Annotated in this window: 19 protein-coding genes and 1 pseudogene; 9 read left to right on the top strand and 11 right to left on the bottom strand. The window is 45.6% G+C overall.

Annotated elements, in window-relative coordinates:
- Nucleotides 1–191: 191 nt before the first annotated feature.
- Together ACE1CM_RS00255 and ACE1CM_RS00250 are read left to right on the top strand one after the other, a co-directional pair.
- Nucleotides 192–1,076, top strand: a complete 885-nt coding sequence (locus tag ACE1CM_RS00255; RefSeq protein ID WP_374875511.1) for an alpha/beta fold hydrolase — start codon at nucleotides 192–194, stop codon at nucleotides 1,074–1,076.
- Between the two features lie 284 nt (nucleotides 1,077–1,360).
- Complete coding sequence (locus ACE1CM_RS00250) at nucleotides 1,361–2,086, top strand: PleD family two-component system response regulator (protein WP_374875404.1); 726 nt, start codon at nucleotides 1,361–1,363, stop codon at nucleotides 2,084–2,086.
- Between the two features lie 191 nt (nucleotides 2,087–2,277).
- Here the strand turns inward: ACE1CM_RS00250 and ACE1CM_RS00245 are convergent, their stop codons facing one another.
- Entirely contained in the window at nucleotides 2,278–2,847 is a 570-nt protein-coding gene (locus tag ACE1CM_RS00245; protein ID WP_374875403.1) for a hypothetical protein, read from the bottom strand.
- Between the two features lie 163 nt (nucleotides 2,848–3,010).
- Between ACE1CM_RS00245 and ACE1CM_RS00240 the strand changes: the two genes are divergently transcribed.
- Nucleotides 3,011–4,045 carry a sodium:calcium antiporter gene (locus ACE1CM_RS00240; protein WP_374875402.1) on the top strand — a complete coding sequence of 345 codons (1,035 nt, stop codon included), beginning with the start codon at nucleotides 3,011–3,013 and terminating at the stop codon, nucleotides 4,043–4,045.
- A 168-nt stretch (nucleotides 4,046–4,213) separates the two neighbouring features.
- Here the strand turns inward: ACE1CM_RS00240 and ACE1CM_RS00235 are convergent, their stop codons facing one another.
- From ACE1CM_RS00235 to ACE1CM_RS00225, 3 genes are read right to left on the bottom strand one after another with little or no spacing between them, the layout of a single operon-like run.
- The gene (locus ACE1CM_RS00235) at nucleotides 4,214–4,525 is read right to left on the bottom strand and encodes a hypothetical protein (protein ID WP_374875401.1); all 312 of its coding nucleotides are present in this window, start codon (nucleotides 4,523–4,525) and stop codon (nucleotides 4,214–4,216) included.
- An 18-nt stretch (nucleotides 4,526–4,543) separates the two neighbouring features.
- Entirely contained in the window at nucleotides 4,544–4,966 is a 423-nt protein-coding gene (locus ACE1CM_RS00230) for a hypothetical protein (RefSeq protein ID WP_374875400.1), read from the bottom strand.
- A 6-nt stretch (nucleotides 4,967–4,972) separates the two neighbouring features.
- Entirely contained in the window at nucleotides 4,973–7,315 is a 2,343-nt protein-coding gene (locus ACE1CM_RS00225; protein ID WP_374875399.1) for a tetratricopeptide repeat protein, read from the bottom strand.
- 512 nt (nucleotides 7,316–7,827) lie between these two features.
- Between ACE1CM_RS00225 and ACE1CM_RS00220 the strand changes: the two genes are divergently transcribed.
- The gene (locus ACE1CM_RS00220) at nucleotides 7,828–8,019 is read left to right on the top strand and encodes a hypothetical protein (protein ID WP_374875398.1); all 192 of its coding nucleotides are present in this window, start codon (nucleotides 7,828–7,830) and stop codon (nucleotides 8,017–8,019) included.
- Between the two features lie 208 nt (nucleotides 8,020–8,227).
- Here the strand turns inward: ACE1CM_RS00220 and ACE1CM_RS00215 are convergent, their stop codons facing one another.
- A complete protein-coding gene (locus ACE1CM_RS00215; protein ID WP_374875397.1) occupies nucleotides 8,228–9,328 on the bottom strand; it encodes a patatin-like phospholipase family protein in 1,101 nt (366 codons plus the stop codon).
- A 542-nt stretch (nucleotides 9,329–9,870) separates the two neighbouring features.
- Here ACE1CM_RS00215 and ACE1CM_RS00210 point away from each other — a divergent pair.
- The 3 genes from ACE1CM_RS00210 to ACE1CM_RS00200 all read left to right on the top strand — a co-directional run bounded on the left by ACE1CM_RS00210 (nucleotide 9,871) and on the right by ACE1CM_RS00200 (nucleotide 12,595).
- On the top strand, nucleotides 9,871–10,026 hold the full coding sequence (locus ACE1CM_RS00210; protein ID WP_226583341.1) for a hypothetical protein: 156 nt from the start codon (nucleotides 9,871–9,873) through the stop codon (nucleotides 10,024–10,026).
- Between the two features lie 391 nt (nucleotides 10,027–10,417).
- Nucleotides 10,418–11,266: a DUF1361 domain-containing protein gene (locus ACE1CM_RS00205; RefSeq protein WP_374875396.1), complete on the top strand. Its 849-nt coding sequence runs from the start codon at nucleotides 10,418–10,420 to the stop codon at nucleotides 11,264–11,266.
- A 156-nt stretch (nucleotides 11,267–11,422) separates the two neighbouring features.
- Nucleotides 11,423–12,595: a hypothetical protein gene (locus tag ACE1CM_RS00200; protein ID WP_374875395.1), complete on the top strand. Its 1,173-nt coding sequence runs from the start codon at nucleotides 11,423–11,425 to the stop codon at nucleotides 12,593–12,595.
- A gap of 313 nt (nucleotides 12,596–12,908) precedes the next feature.
- On the opposite strand, the gene ACE1CM_RS00195 is transcribed toward ACE1CM_RS00200, so the two are convergent.
- The 6 genes and pseudogenes from ACE1CM_RS00195 to ACE1CM_RS00170 form a co-directional block, all read right to left on the bottom strand.
- Nucleotides 12,909–15,377, bottom strand: a complete 2,469-nt coding sequence (locus ACE1CM_RS00195; protein ID WP_374875394.1) for a putative PEP-binding protein — start codon at nucleotides 15,375–15,377, stop codon at nucleotides 12,909–12,911.
- Nucleotides 15,378–15,447: 70 nt separating this feature from the next.
- Nucleotides 15,448–15,648, bottom strand: a pseudogene (locus ACE1CM_RS00190) (hypothetical protein); the annotation flags it as partial.
- A 15-nt stretch (nucleotides 15,649–15,663) separates the two neighbouring features.
- Nucleotides 15,664–15,855 (bottom strand): hypothetical protein, encoded by a 192-nt coding sequence (locus tag ACE1CM_RS00185; protein ID WP_374875393.1) that lies wholly within the window; start codon nucleotides 15,853–15,855, stop codon nucleotides 15,664–15,666.
- A gap of 50 nt (nucleotides 15,856–15,905) precedes the next feature.
- On the bottom strand, nucleotides 15,906–16,184 hold the full coding sequence (locus ACE1CM_RS00180; protein WP_374875392.1) for a hypothetical protein: 279 nt from the start codon (nucleotides 16,182–16,184) through the stop codon (nucleotides 15,906–15,908).
- Between the two features lie 86 nt (nucleotides 16,185–16,270).
- Nucleotides 16,271–16,450 (bottom strand): hypothetical protein, encoded by a 180-nt coding sequence (locus tag ACE1CM_RS00175; protein ID WP_374875391.1) that lies wholly within the window; start codon nucleotides 16,448–16,450, stop codon nucleotides 16,271–16,273.
- A gap of 142 nt (nucleotides 16,451–16,592) precedes the next feature.
- Nucleotides 16,593–16,742 (bottom strand): hypothetical protein, encoded by a 150-nt coding sequence (locus ACE1CM_RS00170; protein ID WP_374875390.1) that lies wholly within the window; start codon nucleotides 16,740–16,742, stop codon nucleotides 16,593–16,595.
- Between the two features lie 60 nt (nucleotides 16,743–16,802).
- Here ACE1CM_RS00170 and ACE1CM_RS00165 point away from each other — a divergent pair, with 60 nt between their 5' ends.
- Nucleotides 16,803–17,183 (top strand): lipopolysaccharide assembly LapA domain-containing protein, encoded by a 381-nt coding sequence (locus ACE1CM_RS00165; RefSeq protein ID WP_374875389.1) that lies wholly within the window; start codon nucleotides 16,803–16,805, stop codon nucleotides 17,181–17,183.
- A gap of 8 nt (nucleotides 17,184–17,191) precedes the next feature.
- Nucleotides 17,192–18,037, top strand: coding sequence for a segregation/condensation protein A (locus tag ACE1CM_RS00160; protein WP_374875388.1), 846 nt, complete (start codon nucleotides 17,192–17,194; stop codon nucleotides 18,035–18,037).
- The last annotated feature ends 145 nt before the right edge of the window (nucleotides 18,038–18,182 follow it).

Below are 18,182 nucleotides of genomic sequence, written 5' to 3'. Positions count from 1 at the left end.
GCACCCTTAAGGGTGCCGCTACACAAAGTCAGCCGAAAAGCTGTACCTAACTCGCTTGCAATCCGCTGTATAGAACAGCGAGCTTCCACCTGCTCACGCGCTCACCTGCTCACCTGCTCACCTGCTCACGCGCTCACCCGCTCACCCGCTCACCTGCCTCCATGCCCAATTACCCATTACCAATTCCCGATATGTTTGCCGATTTTCTGCCATCCGCAGTTGCTGAAATAACCGAAACCGCCGCGATCGCACTTGCCCAAAAAATAGAACGGGAAGCGATCTCAACACCCCTGACTCCCGAACCGATTTACACAACTTTCGTGCGTCAAGGATTCGGCGGTACGCCGATTTTATTACTCCACGGTTTCGATAGTTCCGTAATAGAATTCCGTCGCATTCTTCCCTTACTCGCTGCCGAAAATGAAACTTGGGCAGTCGATTTGTTAGGGTTTGGTTTTACCGACAGATTGGCAGGAATACCCTTTAGTCCAGATGCGATTAAAACCCATCTTTATTACTTCTGGAAAACCCTGATTTCCCAACCGATAATTTTAGTTGGCGTTTCTATGGGAGGCGCGGCGGCGATTGATTTTACCCTGACATATCCACAAGTGGTGCAAAAATTGGTACTGATTGACAGTGCGGGATTGGTAAGTCCCCCAGCAATTGGGAAATTCATGTTTCCGCCGTTAGATTACTTAGCAGCGGAGTTTTTGCGGAATCTTGGCGTGCGCGATCGCATTACTCGCGATGCGTATAAAAACTTAAGCCTCGCCACTACAGATGCAGTAAGATGTACCTCTTTACACTTGGGTATGCCCGGTTGGCGTCAAGCGTTGATTGCCTTTACCAAAAGTGGCGGTTACGGTTCGTTTAAAGATAAACTAACCGAGATTAAACAGCCAACGCTGATTCTATGGGGAAATGCGGATAAGATTCTGGGGACTGGGGATGCAGAGAAGTTTAAAAATGCGATCGCCCACAGTCAGCTAATTTGGATCTCTGATTCCGGACACGTCCCTCACCTAGAACAACCCCAAATCGCCGCCCGATGCATTTTAGACTTCCGTATTTAGCGCAAGGCAGGTTATGGTAGAAAAAAGCAGTCAAGCCGATTCAAACTGAGTTTCCCAGCAGAGACTGTCAAAGTCTCTGCCCTGGTGCTTTACCAGGGTGCAAGCTTTTTCAATATTTTTAGCAAGCGAACGCAGAATATAAACCCCTATCTCAGAGAAATTACTGAGAGGGTGATAATAAACTAAGCCATATTGGGTACATTTGCTGTAGCAAGTGCCAGTCGAATCGGCAAGCACTGTCCTTTGCCGTCAAGGTTTTATCCTGATAGAGAAGCGAGGCAGTTATGAATACAGTATTGGTAGTAGAAGACTCTCATGCCCAACGGGAATGCATTTCAAACCAGTTGGAATGGAGTGGATTGCATGTTATCCAAGCAAGCGATGGCATCGAAGCTTTAGAAAAAATTCAGGCGAATAATCCCGATTTAGTGCTATTGGATATCGTCATGCCTCGGATGGATGGCTACGGCGTTTGTCGCCTGATTAAAGCCAACCCCGACACCCGGAATATTCCCGTAGTATTTTTAACCGCAAAAATCCAAGATATAGATTTTACTTGGGGTCTGAAAAATGCCGAAGCCTATCTGGGAAAACCTTGGCACCCGAAAGAACTAGTTAACACGATTAAACGCTTGATCCTCAACCATAAAAAACTGCGTGCCAGTGGATCTGCCGATGCTTGGGTGAAATACGGCATTTTGCTTTTACACACGATCGAACTCTACGAATGCCGTGCCGATGCTTGGACGAAATATGGTTTACTAATTACTCGATTTTACAACAACGCCCTGGCAGCTTTTGCACAAGCGTTGCTGATCAATCCCAATCATGCAGCCGCAGTAAAATATCGGGATAATGTTAAGAAAAAATGGGATATTTTGTTAGAAAAACTAGAGCAAATAAAACCTTGCCGAGTTTGTCGATATTATCACGGCAAAGAGGGAATAAATTGTGCGGTACATCCTTTTGGGCGTCCTGAAGAACTCTGTCGCGATTGGGAATTTGAGTGAAATGGCTAATTGCTAATTGCTAATGGCTAATTGGTAATTGGTAAGCGACTATCCTAGAAACTGGGTTTCTTTGCGGGTGTAAGAAACCCGGTTTGGGCCACCCATAATTAAAACTCAGAGCGTCAGGAGCGTCCTTAGCCTCCCCGCGTCAGTCCTAACTATGGGTATTCAAGCGGACATGATATGAAGCGTTAGGTTTTTTGCGGTTTAGTGGGTTCCGTTGCCTTACCTTTTTCAGGAGGAACCGGAGAATCGCCGTTTTCTTCCACCGTACCCGCAGAAATTTCAGGAGATTTTAAAGCCTCATCTAAAATGGTACGAGCTTGCTCTGCTTTAGATCTGGCTTCTTGGTAACGGAGATTCATTTGAGCAAAGTTTTTGAGAACTTTAAAACCTTCCTTGAGACTCGATATTTCCTCCTCGCTCACAGAGTTATCTGAAAATAAAATATCAACTTGAGCGCGAACTTTCAGCGCTTCGGCGCGTGTCTCTTGCACCTTAAGTTTTAATGAGGCAAGATTGCTGAGAATTTGGATAGCGCCGGTAACAGCATCTTCATCGCTAGCAGTCCCATCGGGTTCGAGATCTTTAACTTCAATAAAATCTTGAGGACCAAAACCTTCATCGAGTTCCGTAGGGAGTTTACCAGCATCTATCAGTTCCATCAGCTGATCCATCGCCTTCTCGCGTGCTTTAGCTGAATCTTTTCCTGAAACGGTCAGAACGACTTCTGGACTTTGAGGGAGGGTGTATCGAACCATATCTTATCTCCGCATAAATTGTTTTAACTGGTTATGTCTTCAGCGGGTTAACTAAGTCTAGAGGTTTATTCTAAGTTTGTAGTAAGGACTTTAGTCCTTAAAGAGAGGAATGAAGTCCTTACTACGAACCTCCAGCACTATAACTAAAAACCCTTACCATACTATGACGGAATTCACTAGCGATTCGCTGACTATTAGCATAAGTTTATTTTTAGTCTCAGCTTTGGCAATTGGGATCAGCGGTACGATGATGATTGCGATTGCAGAGCGCCTAGCCAAGCAAACCGGACTCGGCGAAGCACTCATGGGTGCTGTATTTTTGGGACTTAGCACCTCTTTACCTGGAATTGTCACCTCAGTCACCGCCGCCTTTGGCGGCTATCCAGCGCTGTCCATCAGCAACGCTCTGGGTGATATCGCCGCCCAAACAGCATTTTTAGGAATTGCCGATATTACTTACCTTGAGTTTAATTTAGAATACGCTGCCGCCTCGGCTGCAACTTTAACCCAAGGAACTTTGCTCATAGTTTTATTAGCAATTCCTTTATTAACTATAGCAAATCCTGCGTTCACTGTGTGGGGAATTCATCCCGCTTCAATTGCACTGATAGCCGCCTATATTTTTGGATTGCGTTTGGTAGCATCCGCTCAAAACCGCCCGATGTGGACACCGCAGCAACCGGAAAATTTACCCATCAAAAAACCCGATGCAGCAGAATCAGAACCAGATGGATTAATCGGGTTATGGTTGCGGTTTTTCTTACTAGCTGGCGTTCTGGCTATTGCCGGATATGGTTTAGAACAAACAGGTGTAAGCATTGCCGATTCTACCAATCTTTCTGAAAATGTTGTGGGAAGTTTATTCACCGCCATATCAACTTCCCTCCCCGAATTAGTAACAGCACTTGTAGCCGTGCGTCGAGGGGCGCTGACCCTAGCCGTGAGTAATGTTTTAGGCGGCAATAGTTTCGATGTATTGTTCTTAGCCTTTTCCGATTTAGCGTACCGCAACGGCTCAATTTATCAAGCTTTAACCGAGCATGAAATATTCATCCTGGCTTTAACTATCTTAATTACTGGGATTCTCGTCTTAGGTTTGTTGCGCCGAGAAAAGCACGGCATCGGCAATATTGGTTTCGAGAGCTTTTTAGTCTTGTTGCTGTATGTAGGTGGGTTTTTGCTCGTGTCGTTTTCTTAATTGGGTAATGGGTAATGGGTAATTGGTAATGGGTAATAGTTGTCAATCAATTGTCAATTTTGTAGGGGCGGGTTTTACCTACCTTATCAGATACCCACAAATAACCTCTATAAACCCGCCCCGCCCTTATGCGCGCCAGAAACCCGGTTTTTCTAAAAAACCGGATTTCTAGATCCTGCAAGTTTTGCTCTCTTCTGGAATCTTTTCTAGTAATTCCTCAATTGCTTCAAGATGTCCCACGATGTGAGGAATCGCGCCATATTGAAAAAAGTCAAATATATCTGGAAGTTCCTCTGCTCTTTTCTCTCCTGTCGCCACGTTTATCAGTTGAGATGAAATATTTTCCAGATCTAAACTGATTTCTTCTAGATTGAAAATCAACCGTTCTATTTGATTTTTACCTATTTGTGATTCTAACCGAGCTTGATGCTGTTTTAAAACGTTAATTGCTTCTCGGAGTGAATAGGATTTATTATTCATGATTATCACCTCTTTAGTTTATTGAAATAATGTTGGTGTAGACTCTCCCATGATTTCCGATGCTTTGTTTAAGGCTTCTATTACAGCATCTATCTCTTCAGCAGTAAAGGCATCTTCAAGTATTTTCCGTAATTGAGCTTCGGAAAGTTTTTCGGCTTGGATTTGCTTGATAAAGTTTTTAATTTCTCCCCACCAATGAGAACGGTCTTGATCTGGGTCGTCCTGATGGTCAAGAGGTTTACCAGCAACAGGCTCACCTAGTATTCTAGCTAAATGGATAACGATCTGTTGAAAAAGACCCTTAACTTTTTTCTTAACCCGTTGAGCCAGAATAAAAACAGTGGTGGAAACTTGGATATCTTTGGCTAAGCGATCGCATTTTTTAATCAATCGCTCAATCGATGTATTTGAGTCTGTCTGAACAGTGAAAAAATATGGCATTTTATTTTAATCTCCTGATGTTTCCAGTAATTCTTGTAACAAATTGCGTTCTTCGATAGGAAGTTCCAGCAAAACCCGTTTATCGCCTTTCGTTTCCTTATAGCGAACCGCAGCATTGAGCAGACGCAGAGGGATGACAAATTCAGATACATTGCCTACCAATTCCCGCCACACTTCCAGCCAGGTTTGTGCTGCTTTGTCGCTCACCATTTCTGACATCAATGCAGAAATGCTCTCCCTTTTTACAAGTCCTTGACCTAATACTGAAACAGCTTGGTATTTGTTGTAAATTTCTATCAGACTTGCAATGCGGTTCTTCCACATCGCTGCATCGTGGGTGCTGTTGAACAAATTGCGGATAATTAATTTACTGGGATATGGATAAGGTTTTTCCCCATCAGCAAGGCGGTTGAATGCGTTGTCTAATGTGGTAATGCATTCATCCCAACGATTTAATGCCAGTAATGAAATTGCGCGGTTGAAGAAAACATACGAAGATTCTTCGCCAAGTGCGATCGCTTTGTCGTAGGATGCTAATGCTTCCTCTTTGTGGTTGAGGTTTAATAGCACTAAGCCTCGGTTTTTCCAAGCAATTGCATCATTGGGGTCAAGTGCGATCGCTTTGTCTAAAGATTCTAATGCTTCCTCATTTCGGTTGAGGTCGTTTAGCACATTGCCTAGGTTGATCCGAGGAATGGCATCATTGGGGTCAAGTGCGATCGCTTTGTCGTAGGATTCTAATGCTTCCTCTTTTCGGTTGAGGTTTAATAGCACATTGCCTAGGTTGCACCAAGCATAGGCATAATTGGAGCCAAGCGCGATCGCTTTGCTGCATGATTCTAATGCTTCTTCGTAGCGTTTAAGCTCGTATAAACAACGCCCATGCTTTAACCAATCCTCTGCGTGACCGCGACGTACCACTAATTTTTCTGCTAGTTGCAGAGCATTAATATAATCTTTCTTTTCAATGCAATTTGTATATTCCTGCAAGTACGCCCTCACGCGAGGGTCTTCATCATCTTTCTCAATTTCCTGAAGCGCATAAGATATATACTCTCGCTCCAATACAGCATCAGATGGAATGGGTTTTAAGCGTTGCTGATACTTAGAGTAATTTTCTTCGCGGGTAACGTCAAATTCAGCCATGCCTAATCCCAAAAGCTGTTGCAACTCTGTCCGCGAATACCAAACCCGCAAAAAATCCACAAATAAACGTATTGGTTCGCCCCGCTGTTTCTTCACCTCAAAACAAAAACGCATCAACGGTTCCCGCAATTCGTAAAAAGACTCCCGTCCAATGCTTTCAGAACTCACATATCCTTTGTCCCGCAAATCTTTGAGTTGGCTAGATGCAGTTTGGTGAGTGATAAAACAGCGTTGGGCAATTTCCTTAACCGTAACAGCATGGCGACGGTCAGATAAAAACTCTATCACCTTCCGCTGCTGCTGGGAAAGCCATGACATCCGCGCTTGATAGTAAGGGGTCAAATCATCGAGCATTTTCATAAACGGTTCCACCAGTTCGTCTAAAGACTTGCGAGTGAGAAACTGGGAGAATATTACATAAACGCGGGGATTACCACCCGCCAAATAATGGATTGCTTTGATGCGATCGCGTCCTGTCGGCGTTCGGATAAAATCTTCTAGTTCCCTATCTTCCTCTAATGCAGCAATATGCGCCAATAAATCTATCGCTTCATCTAAATTGAGATCTTCTAATTCATGAATCTCAAAAAATCCATAAAACGGATAATTTTTCACGCCGATGGCATCAAACAAACATTGTGCCGTTGCCAGAATCGTCAAAAATGAATAACTTTCAATATAGTCCCGGAATTTCTTTTGTCCGCTTTTACCCAACCCGTTGAATAAATCATCTAGATTTTCCATCAACAGCAGCAGCGTGCGTTTACCCACAAACTCCCTGAGCAATTCTGCTGCCTTTTCTTCTGCCTCATCCTGCGGCAATTGATAAATTGCTTCGACTTGCGGCGCTAACTTTTCCTGATATTCTGCTGTATATTCTGCTTGCAGCGAGCGAAATATCCGCAGCAGCAAATCTAAAAACGAACTAACGCCCCATTCCTCTTCTCTTAGCCATCCAATGAGTAATTTATCTTGCAAATCATCCATCTTAGCGATGCGGTGATAAATTAGTGCGATTAAATGGGTTTTCCCCATTCCCCGCATCCCCACCAACAGGTGAAAATGTTTCTTCTGTGTCACCGCACTTTCACGAATTGCCGCAACCAAATCATCTGCCAGTTTGTGACGCTGGACAAAAATCGCCTCCAGGGTTTCTGGTGTCATTAAACTAGGCGTAAAGCGAGAAAGGAAAGCATTTTTCATCGTGTCAACCCTGAAATAAACAAAAACAGCAACACCGTTGATTGTAGGGGCACGGCATTCTACATTCTTGGCGGGCAAGCGAGGGTTGATGATGCCGTGCCCCTACAACCCGCGATGCCGCACGGATCGCCCTTGCACGGCATTCTACATTCTTGGCGGGCAAGCGAGGGTTGATGATGCCGTGCCCCTACAACCCGCGATGCCGCACGGATCGCCCTTGCACGGCATTCTACATTCTCGGCGGGCAAGCGAGGATTGATGATGCCGTGCCCCTACACCCCTTCGATGCCCTAAACCAAGATACGTCATTCTTAACTGACTTTATTTAAAAATACGACATTTTTATTTTATATTCTGATGAGGTCGTGTTATGCTTCGCATATAAGAATTAGAGCGCCCCTAGCTGCTACTAGAGACGCTCTCAATGTTGAGGTAAGTGGCTGCAACCACTAAACTCTGCATTTTTGCTTTAATTTGTTCATTCGATGGTCTTTACAGACCAAGGATTTGCTATGTCCAATTATAACACGCCCAAACACGCGGAGATGATTTTGGCAGGATTGGGAGTGGCTGAGGTTTTGGCGACTTTCTATACTATTTATCCACCTGTTGCGATCGCTCTAACTCCATTAGGGATTTACTGTCTGCTGATCGTTTATTGGGATGATATGAAGCGCAAGGATAATGGTAAGCCTAACGCCTAAAGGCGCGGAGCGCAAGCGGGCAGACAAAAAAAGCCTGCCGACCCAGGCTTTTTTGATTGGGCAAACGAGACGCCCACCCCACAAGACAAAAGCTGAATTTGTCTTGTGGGATGGGCATCTTGCCTGTCTCACAAATCTCAAATTTTTACTCAGACAACACAGCTGAGGTAGGATTTGAGTCTCACAACAAGACTTTCTATGTTCCCTACTACATCTGCGCCACCAATTTCATCTCTCTCTCAACAACTGTTGGCGTTTCCACCAGCAGTTTGCACAACTCGTCCAACTCATCCGTTCTCGCATCAATTACTAGATTTGCTCGTTCTTCCAGCTTCTCGAGATTCTCAGGACTTGGATCGTCTATATCATCATTCCCCTTAGTCAGTCTTGGTTGGAAGCGATAATACTGTTTCGGGTCGCCCTCTGCATCCGGCAGGAGTTGGTCTAATTGAGAACCAACTGCTTCACTTTGACCGTCCATAACAATATTAATAATCGGTTGTATCCATTGAGCTTGTCCCCAGCGTTTCACCCGCTGAAATTCATATTCGCGGGTCAGCGAACCCGTACCGATTGAGACAACAAGAATTTCATCAAGAGCCAGTTTTTTGTCTGGTTGCCTCAGTTGTCTTGCTTTTTTCTTAGAAGCAATTATCGCTTCCATAATTGCCAGGGAAGTTGGATTGTTGGCAAAAACTCCACCATCAATTAATGAATAGAAGCCGTTTGGTTTATTGTCGGTGGGAACCAGGACTGGTTCAAAATAAGTCGGGGCTGCAGAAGTTGCCATAGCAGCTTCTACCATTGTAATACTTTGGCATACTCGGTGGAAGTCCAAACCGCTTGTCTTTTCTGCCTCCTTATTACTGGTGAAGTAAACAGGAATCCGCAGTTCAGTTTCATAGCTGGTAATGAAAACTTCCGCCAGTGCGTCTTGAATTCGAGTTTCCTTGCCCAAATATTCTGCTAAAACTTCTTCCCTGCCATTTGAAGCAAATTTTGGTTTAAGAAATAGTTCCCTTAATTTCTCGTGCCTGTCTATCCAGTCCTGGTGGAAAATGCGTTTTCCCTCTTCCCGATACAGGTCGATTAATTCTTTAGCTTTGTAATGGGGTATTTGCGGATTATCTGGATGGGGTTTAGTCAGACCTAATGCCAAGATACCGCCGGTTGAAGTGCCAGCAATCATATCAAACAATTGACAGATCGGCTTGTTTGTCCGCCGTTCAATTTCGGCTATAATCATTGCCGGTATAATCCCTCTGATGCCGCCACCGTCGATTGACAATATTTTATATTTAAAAGTCATATTACTCTCCTTCGTCTAGCACAAAAACTAAATAATTGTTACCTTGATTTCTAGAATCACTTCTAAATTTATATTCCCCTGGTTCGATTTACTTTCCGGACTTTTTTCACTAATAATGAAAATCGTTGCAATTTTTAATAAATCTTATTTCACTAGCTTTCCTTAATTGAGAAAACTCCAGCTTATTTGCCAGAGAAATACCTTCATCTATATTTTGGAAATTTTGCCAGACTCTGACAGTACCCTCACGGGGTACTTTTGCTTGGCTTTAATACTACAACTTATCTAAAAAGTCAAGATTTTTAAATTAAACTATAAGACTCTAAAGCTTTCTATACATTTAGTGGCAACCAGTCCCCCATCGCCACGCCCCAGGAGAGAAGAAACTGTCTTCCTTGTCCCCCTTCCCAGTGCGCTAGATTCATAAATTTTATGAACATTCTGTATCTTAAAACACAATTTGCTTGCCAATTTGAGCTTGGCGTGTTATATTAAAAAAATAGAAGCATAATTATACACCAACTGATCCCAATTTGAAGTCCATGATGAACAAAAATCGTCGCGAAGACCTAAAAAGAACAGCCGAAACACATCGTGCCAACATCCAGAAAAGGCTGCAACATCGCTTGGAAGTCGCCAGAGCCAACGGTGACCAAGAGTTAATCCGGCAACTGGAAGCGGAAATGCAGCAACTGTAGTGCAGCAAAGCGCTGAAAAATGGCATTTTAGGGAGAAAAGAAGGAGGGGCAGGCTAGGAATGCCCCTCCTTTGACTTAGAAACCCGGTTGTTTCAAAAAACCGGGTTTCTTTAACAAGCGATCGCTTGAAGAGGACGCGGGGACGCTAAGGACAAGGGGACGCGGGGAAATCCCAAGCTATCAAGTTATATCACCGATGGCGCTGCAAATGGGAGGCGGATAACCTAGAAATAGGGAGTTTTTTCGCGCTCAAAAGCCATTTTTTTTGTCAATGAATTTCTATGGATTTCCCAGATCAGTTTAAGGCAAAGTCGCTAGCTTTGTTGTAGTAGCTATACTGGTGGCTCTACAAATGTAAGCCACAACTTGACTAGCGAGTGAGAAAACCGTCATGACAGTTGAATTGATAGCCTGGATAGCCGATGCCTGGGGTGCATTGCAAAAGAATATTGACTGGATGGCTTGGAACCTGTTTTTAGCCTTATTGCCGTTGGCGTTGAGTGTGTGGCTATTTGGCAGACCGCGATCGCGCAAAGCATTATGGTGGATCGGACTATTTCTATTCGCCACCTTTTTGCCAAAATCCCCCTTGGTTTTGACCCACATAGCGCGCTTCATCATCGAGAACCGCACGAATTATATCGTTTGGGCAATTACGCTGGTTTTAATCGCGTTGGATGTGTGGTTGATGCGTAGTCCGCAAACCCGATCTTGGTTTTGGTGGCTGGGATTCCTCGTTTTTATCGCATTTTTGCCCAATGCGCCGTATGTTCTGACCGATATCATTCACCTAGTTGAAGATATTCGCCAGGGCTACTCGATGTGGACGATTACCTTAGCGCTTGTTCCCCAGTATTTGGTCTTTATGATCGGTGGGTTTGAAGCCTACGTTCTGTCTTTAATTAACCTGGGCGAATATTTGAAACGGCAAGGTTTGGGTAAATTCGTCCTTTGGGTAGAGTTAACATTGCACGCATTGAGTGCGATTGGGATTTATTTAGGGCGATTTTTGCGGTTCAACAGTTGGGACATCGTGACGCAACTCGATACTTTAGCCAACAGCGTCATAGACGATCTCGTCGCCAAACGCCCAATTTTAGTGATGTGGGTTACCTTCGCGGTGATTGCGGGATTGTACTGGATTATGAAACAGGTGAGTTTGGGAATAATCTTGCGGAGAAAACAAGCGATCTCTACCCATCCACTCGCTTCACAAAGCGACACCTCCACCGTTCTGTAACCCCATCACCAACCACATCCGCGCCAAATTAATCCTATCGAAAGATGGCACAAGCTTTAGGCTTCGCTGAAATTAACCTAGATAGGTTATGGGTAATAGGTCATTTGTCATGACTTATTACCTATTACCCGCTTGTGTTGATGGGAGGTTGGGAATATGGCGCTATTATCTACCGATGAACTCAAAACTTTAATCCAAACGGTTCAAAGACCTTGCATTTCACTTTATATGCCCATGCAAAAGGCAGGACCAGAAATTAGACAAAACCCGATTCGGTTTAAAAATATCGTCCGCGAGGCAGAAGAACGTTTAAAGGAAATGGGTTTAGACGACGAGGAGACAATGGAATGGTTTAAGCAAGTTCATCAACTCGATACGGGGAATTTTTGGGAAAATCAAGATTTGGGACTGGCAATTTATATTTCTCCAGAAATCTTTCGCTACTACAGCCTTCCCTACGAATTTCAAGAATTGGTAGTCGTCAATAATCATTTCCACATTAAGCCACTTCTGCATCTGCTCAATAATGACGGACTGTTTTACATCTTGGCTCTCAGTCAAAATAATATCAGGTTCTTTGAAGCAACGCGCTACAGCATCAACGAAGTAGAACTGCAAAACGTGCCTAAAAGCTTAGAAGAAGCGCTGCAATACGACGAAACTGCAAAAGAAGGTCAACAGCGGATTGCCACATCAAAAGGTGGTACTGGGAATTCTTTCGTACAACCGGGCAGTTTTCACGGTCAAGGAAGTCCAGATCGAGATAGGCATCAAGACGACATTCTGCAATTCTTTCACATGGTTGATGCCGCTTTGTTCGACGAGAAACTGAGGAATAAGAAAGCGCCCTTAGTGTTAGCAGGCGTTGAGTATCTGTTCCCAATTTACAGAGAAGCTAATACTTATCAGCATTTAGTGGAAGAAGGCATTACAGGCAATCCAGAAAACTTGAAGCCGGAAGAATTGCACGCGCAAGCTTTACCGATTGTAGATCCGATATTGCAGCAGTCAGAAGAACTGGCGCTCGCTCAATACCAAGAATTAGCCGGAGCGGGTACTGGCAAAACTTCTCACGATATCAAAGACGTTATTTCCAGTGCCTATTACCAACGGGTTGATTCGTTATTTGTACCAGTCGGACAGCAACAGTGGGGACACTTTGACCCGGAAACAATGAGTGTAGATTTACACGCGGAACCCGCAGCAGATGATGAGGATTTGTTGAATTTTGCTGCGGTTTATACAATCGTAAATGGCGGCACTGTTTACGCAGTAGAGCCAGAAAAAGTGCCAGATGAAGCACCAGTAGCGGCGATTTATCGTTATTAGGTAACGAATTGCTAATTGCTAATTGCTAATTGCTAATTGCTAATTGCTAATTGCTCATGGGAAGATTTTATGGATATACCAGCGATTAGCTATTAGCTAGTTGCTAAAATAGCTAATCTAGGAATTACGCAAAAAAACAAAGGGCGAGCCGAAAAATCGTGGGTGTCGCTCGGCGAAATTGACGCAGAAACAGGGTTTTTTGCCCCGGGTGCGTAAGTTGTGTAATCGCTAATTGCTAATTGGTCATAGGAATATTTTTACGGATATACCAGCCATTAGCCATTAGCAATTAGCCATTAGCAGCAATCTAAAATCACAAATCAAGCTGACGCCGAGATGCTTCTAAAATGATGCGATGTTCGGCGCGAGCGATCGCACTATATGTAGACTCAACCGCATCCAAACTGACAGAAATTGATTCAATTCCCCAGCGGACGAGGTGTTCGATTAAATCTGGATACTGTGCGGGTGCTTGACCGCAAATTGATGTGGGAATCCCTTGCTGTTTGGCAGTTTGGATCAGTTGTTGCACCGCGCGCATCACTGCCGGATGCCGCGAGTCAAACGCCGCTGCCATCTGACTTTGGTCGCGGTCAACTCCTAATAATAGTTGGGTTAAATCGTTAGTGCCGATGGAAATACCCTGGACGCCTGCCTTAACGTAATCTGGTAACAACAGCAGCACAGAAGGCACTTCCGCCATAATCCACAATTCAAATTGGGCATATTGAGTTAACCCTGCTTGCTCAACTTGACGGCGGCAAAAAGAAAACTCTTCCACCGTGCGAACAAAAGGCAAAATCAAGCGAACATTGGTATATCCGGCACGATAAACTGCAGCCATTGCAGTTAGTTCTAGCTGGAAAATCTCTGGATAAACTAGATAGCTGAACGTTCCCCGCACCCCCAACATCGGGTTGCTGGTTGCGGGAAATGAGGGGCTACCTTCTAAAGATTGAAATTCGTGCGCTCGCAAATCCAGGGAGCGATAAAATACCGGACGCGGCGCAAAAGCACTGGCAAATCTACTAATATGCTCGGTTAACCGTTCAACTAGCTGTTGCGATCGCCCCTGCTCAACCCACAAACTGGGATGTTGTCCCTCCAAAATTTCCAGCATCATCACTTCACTTCGCAATAACCCCACCCCATCTACCGGCAGCGCTTTTGCGTTCTCAATCGCACCCGATTGACTTAAATTGACTAACAGCCTAGTAGCAAGGGGAGTAAAAGATTGCAGAGTTTGGGGTACGGAATTGGGATAAAATTCTTGCCGATGACCCTCACCAGACTCAAGGCGATAAATCTCACCGCGATCGCCGTCTACCATAACAAAATCGCCCGTTTTAATCATCTTAGTTGCACCTCTGACACCTACCACGGCTGGAATGCCTAATTCGCGAGCAATAATAGCAATGTGGCTAGTCATGCCCCCCTGTTCGGCAACTACACCCGCAGCGCGTTGCAACAAAGGTAACCAATCGGGAGTAATGCTAGGAGCAACTAAAATCCTTCCTGGTGGCAATTGCTCTGGATGGTCAATCTTACCAGCGAGTAAAAGTGCTTTCGCCATCGCCCGCCCCGAAGACGCCCCCAAACCCCGAATCGTGGCATTTCCTGACGCGGTGACAAGGGAGAGCGGCGATGGGGTGACTTGGATGGAAAAACTCCCCGCGTCCCCGTGTCCCCGTCTCCCCGTGTCCTCTTGAGAGGGATTGGGGGATATAGCCCCATCTGGCGGACGGGGATACGCTTGGGTGAGATACAATTGCGCTTCCAAACCCGGTTCTAAGAGCGCTAGCGTCCACTCCAGGATTAAAGTCGGACTGAGATCCGCTCTCAGGCGGTGGGTCAACTCAATCAGTTCCGTGAGATATTTTTCTTCTAGAGCGTATTGTTTTTGTTGTTCCTCGCTCAGCAAATAAGTTTGTAGGTAGTTGTCAGCGATTGATTGTTGTTTGCTAACTTTAGGGGCATAGCTAGAGGGGGACTCCTGGACCCCTGGTAATTCGCTCACATCCTGTCCTTCTGACAAACGATAGGCGATGGTTTTGCTACCCAGGTGTTGGCGAGCGATCGCGCCGCTATCTGGCTGCACTTGGTAGTAATCTGGAAACACTTCTCCCCGCACCAGCGCCATCCCCAGTCCCCAGGTTGCTTGAATTTCCCAAACCTCTTTTGTCGCTAAAACGCGCCCAGAAGCCAGAGCATCGTGGATTGGTTGTACTAAAATACCCACGTGAATCTGTTGCAGTTTGATCCGGGCACGCTGCCAATACAGCAAGCTTCTGGCTCTAAATAACTCTGCCCACACCCGCTTGACGCCAAAAGCGATCGCCTCCCTCGTACAAGCGCAAACATGACTTTCCAGCAGTCCGGAAATCTTTCCGGTACTGCCAAACGCCAAATGGGACGGCAGCGCCAGCGTCGGTCGCAAAATCAATCCCTGCGCCTGCAACTTTTTACTCGCCGCTAACAGCGTTGATTCCCAAGTTTCAGGCAGCGCCGCCGCCATCATTTCGCGACGAATGCGCTGCGCCACCTGCTGGAGTTGGTAAGGATTGTCAACATCCACGTACAGCGAAGAAGAAGGCAAGTCGGCAAACAGGGGATCTAACCATTCAATCGTCTCCAAAAACTGGCGCAGAACAGGACTAGGAATTACAAAACCGCCAATAACAGGATATCGCTTCTGCCGCAACTGGCTTAAGTAAAAGGCTTTTTCCCCCACCTGGAGGCGATTTGAAGGTTGAATCCGATCGAGCCAAAGCAGGTCATCCACAGACAGAAAGCCACGAGGTCTGTATATTTCTTAACATTTATTTGGCCTTTGCTAGATCGAGCCTAACCCATCAATTTCCAGCCTTCAGTGTAGATTTCTCAGCATCGGTGACGCCTGTGACACCCATAATATTCATACCTTCGTAGAGGCGAGGCGTACGCATCGTCCTCAAACCCTCACCAGTCTCAATCTCCCACAGGGCAATCGCTCCATCGGCACTGCCGCTGGCTAAGGTGCGACCATCGGGTGCTGTTGCGATCGCCCACACCTCAGAGGAATCGCCCTTTTATGTTTTGAGACATTCTCCGGATCGAACATCCCACAGCTTTATCGTTTTGTCGTGACTTAGGGGAGTTAGACGCCCAAACTGCTTGTGTAGAAGGTCGCGCAGTTGATCGAGAATAAACAATTCTTGTTCTAAAAATTGCCGGAAGCTGGAAATATCCCCTGCCAAAAAATCTTTGATTGCAGAAGCCACAATTTTTATGGCTAACGGGTTTCCCCCGTAGCGCTCAAACACCCCTTGGCTTAAAAAATTTTTCGACCATATCCTTCATATTCTGAGCGATAGCAACCTGTGGGTTGGCGAGCGCCACTTTGTAGAATAAATTCCGCATTATCTAAAATCAGAAGACAGCGAGAGGTACGCAAACAAGCCATCAGCCGCAAAAGTTGTTCGTCCAAAGTTTCCTGTAAATGCGTTTCCTGCTGACCCCAGAGGAATTGCAGCAGATTCGCCAGCAATTCTTGGATAGACGGGGCATTACGTAGACTCCGATTAGTCAAACTCGCTTTGAATCTATTCACCTCACTTTACAGATAAGGCAGTTTTACCAATTCCACCCATGCCTAATAAAGCTACCAATCAGCAGCGTGAAGCCGAGCTATCGCCGCTAGGCGAATCGCCCACAATCCACTGCTTGTTCAATAGTGTGGTTATAAAAAACTGAGATATCAATCGCTTCTCCCCCATCTTGTTGGGAATTGGCTCTGACTTTCTCTGGTGTTTTTTTTACAGGTTGGGATAACATCCCATCGCCTAAGTCAGCAATATTTTTGCGGTCCAGCCTCAATTTTTCACAAATTTCTACAAAAGCACAAAGGAACCACCAGAAAAGTTGGCAAAAAGTGCAAAAATTCTCAATCTTATCGCTGCTGTTCCATAACCCGAATTTGTCTTGGGGCTGCTAGCATGTGGTGTTCTGGGGGCTATCTTTAAGTCTTCGCTTGTCTCCCTTCTTGCTTGTCCCTCTTCCGACGGGTGGCAGCTGGGAGGCTAAAATAAGGCTGGTGAGCGATCGCACCGCCCATCCATCCACTCCCTTGCGTGCAAGGAAGCGCCTCTCTACCCTCACAGACGGGCAAAATCTGTCCTCAGTCTTGCTTTGTCTGGGTTCAATTTCTGTTTGATCTAGGAGTTGCTTAATGCGAGCGATTAACTTTCTGATTATCTTCCTGTTTTGTGCAGCGCTGGTTTTATTTAGCTTAGAAAATACCGATCCAGCTACGATTAAATTTGTTAAAGGGGTTGACATTCAAGCACCTTTATGTATTGAATTAATTGGCGCAATGGGGTTAGGGGCTATCCTGGCTTGGATATTTGGCATTTTGAGTTGGTTCCAGCGGTTCTTGGAATCCCGCAAGACAACGCGAGAAATTCGCGAGCGGGAGAATCGGATTCAAGCTTTAGAAAAAGACTTAGAACAATACAAAGCAGAACTGCAAGAGCAACAACAGGCTCTATCATCGGCAACAGAAGCTACAGAAGTAACAGATACCCAGCCCAAAGTAATTGCTAAAAGTTGAATTTGGCGATGACACCGACCCCAAATCGAGCAGCTGCGTGGAATGATGGGCCGCACTTAGCGATCGCCCTGCTAATTGACTTGGCTCAGCGGGGGGAAATTGACCCTTGGGATGTCCAGGTAATTGAAGTCATCGACCGCTGCTTAAACGAACTAGCCCAAGGGGTGCAGACTGGCTGGTTAGAAACAGATCTATCCCAATCTGGACAGGCATTTTTGGATGCAGCGGTGCTGGTATTGCTCAAAGCCAATACCTTAGAAAACCTCCAAGAACCGGAAATCCCTGCTGAGTCATCAGAAGCAGAAGAACTGGAATTGGCAGATGCAGGCGAAGGGCGATTGCCATTGCGTCTGGAACGCCAGTTACGCAGGCGTCCCACCGCAGTACCGCCACCAAATCGCCCCGTGACCTTGCAGGAATTAATTGAGCAATTGCGGTTAGTCGCCGCCGCAATGGAAAAGCAATCCCCACGCTCTCGTCGCACCAATTCTCACGCCAATGCCTCTGCACGCGCTCAAATGCGGGCAGCTCTAGAATTGGCAAGCCAAGAAAATCTCAGCGAAATCGCAGTTGAACTCGATCGGTTTTTGGCGGCTTATTGGTCAAATCAAACCGGGGAACAAGATGGGCTAACTCTCGATCAATTATTAGGGTTATGGTCGCTCTCACGGGGCAATCGAGGGAATTCTCCCGATCTACCATCAGCAGAGGCCAATTTGACAATAACTCCTACTCCCGAACAATTACACGACCGGGTGGGCGTCTTCTGGTCGCTGCTGCTGCTGTCGGCTCAATCTAAAGTAGAGTTAGTCCAACAAGAGTTCTACCAAGACCTAAAAATTCGCGCTCTATAAAGCATAGCGTTGGCTATGGTATGCAGGGACTTTGCAAAACCTGTGGGTAAAACCACGCTTGGGCCCAAAAAACTCAGGACTTACGCACGACGATCCCAGAAACCGGGTTTCTGCGTCGATCTCTAGTTCTCTTGCCACGATTTTT

The sequence above is a fragment of the Microseira sp. BLCC-F43 genome (assembly GCF_041929235.1).
Taxonomy (GTDB): domain Bacteria; phylum Cyanobacteriota; class Cyanobacteriia; order Cyanobacteriales; family Aerosakkonemataceae; genus Microseira.
Note: the sequence above shows the minus strand (reverse complement) of the source record. Positions and strands in the feature narration are given on the sequence as shown.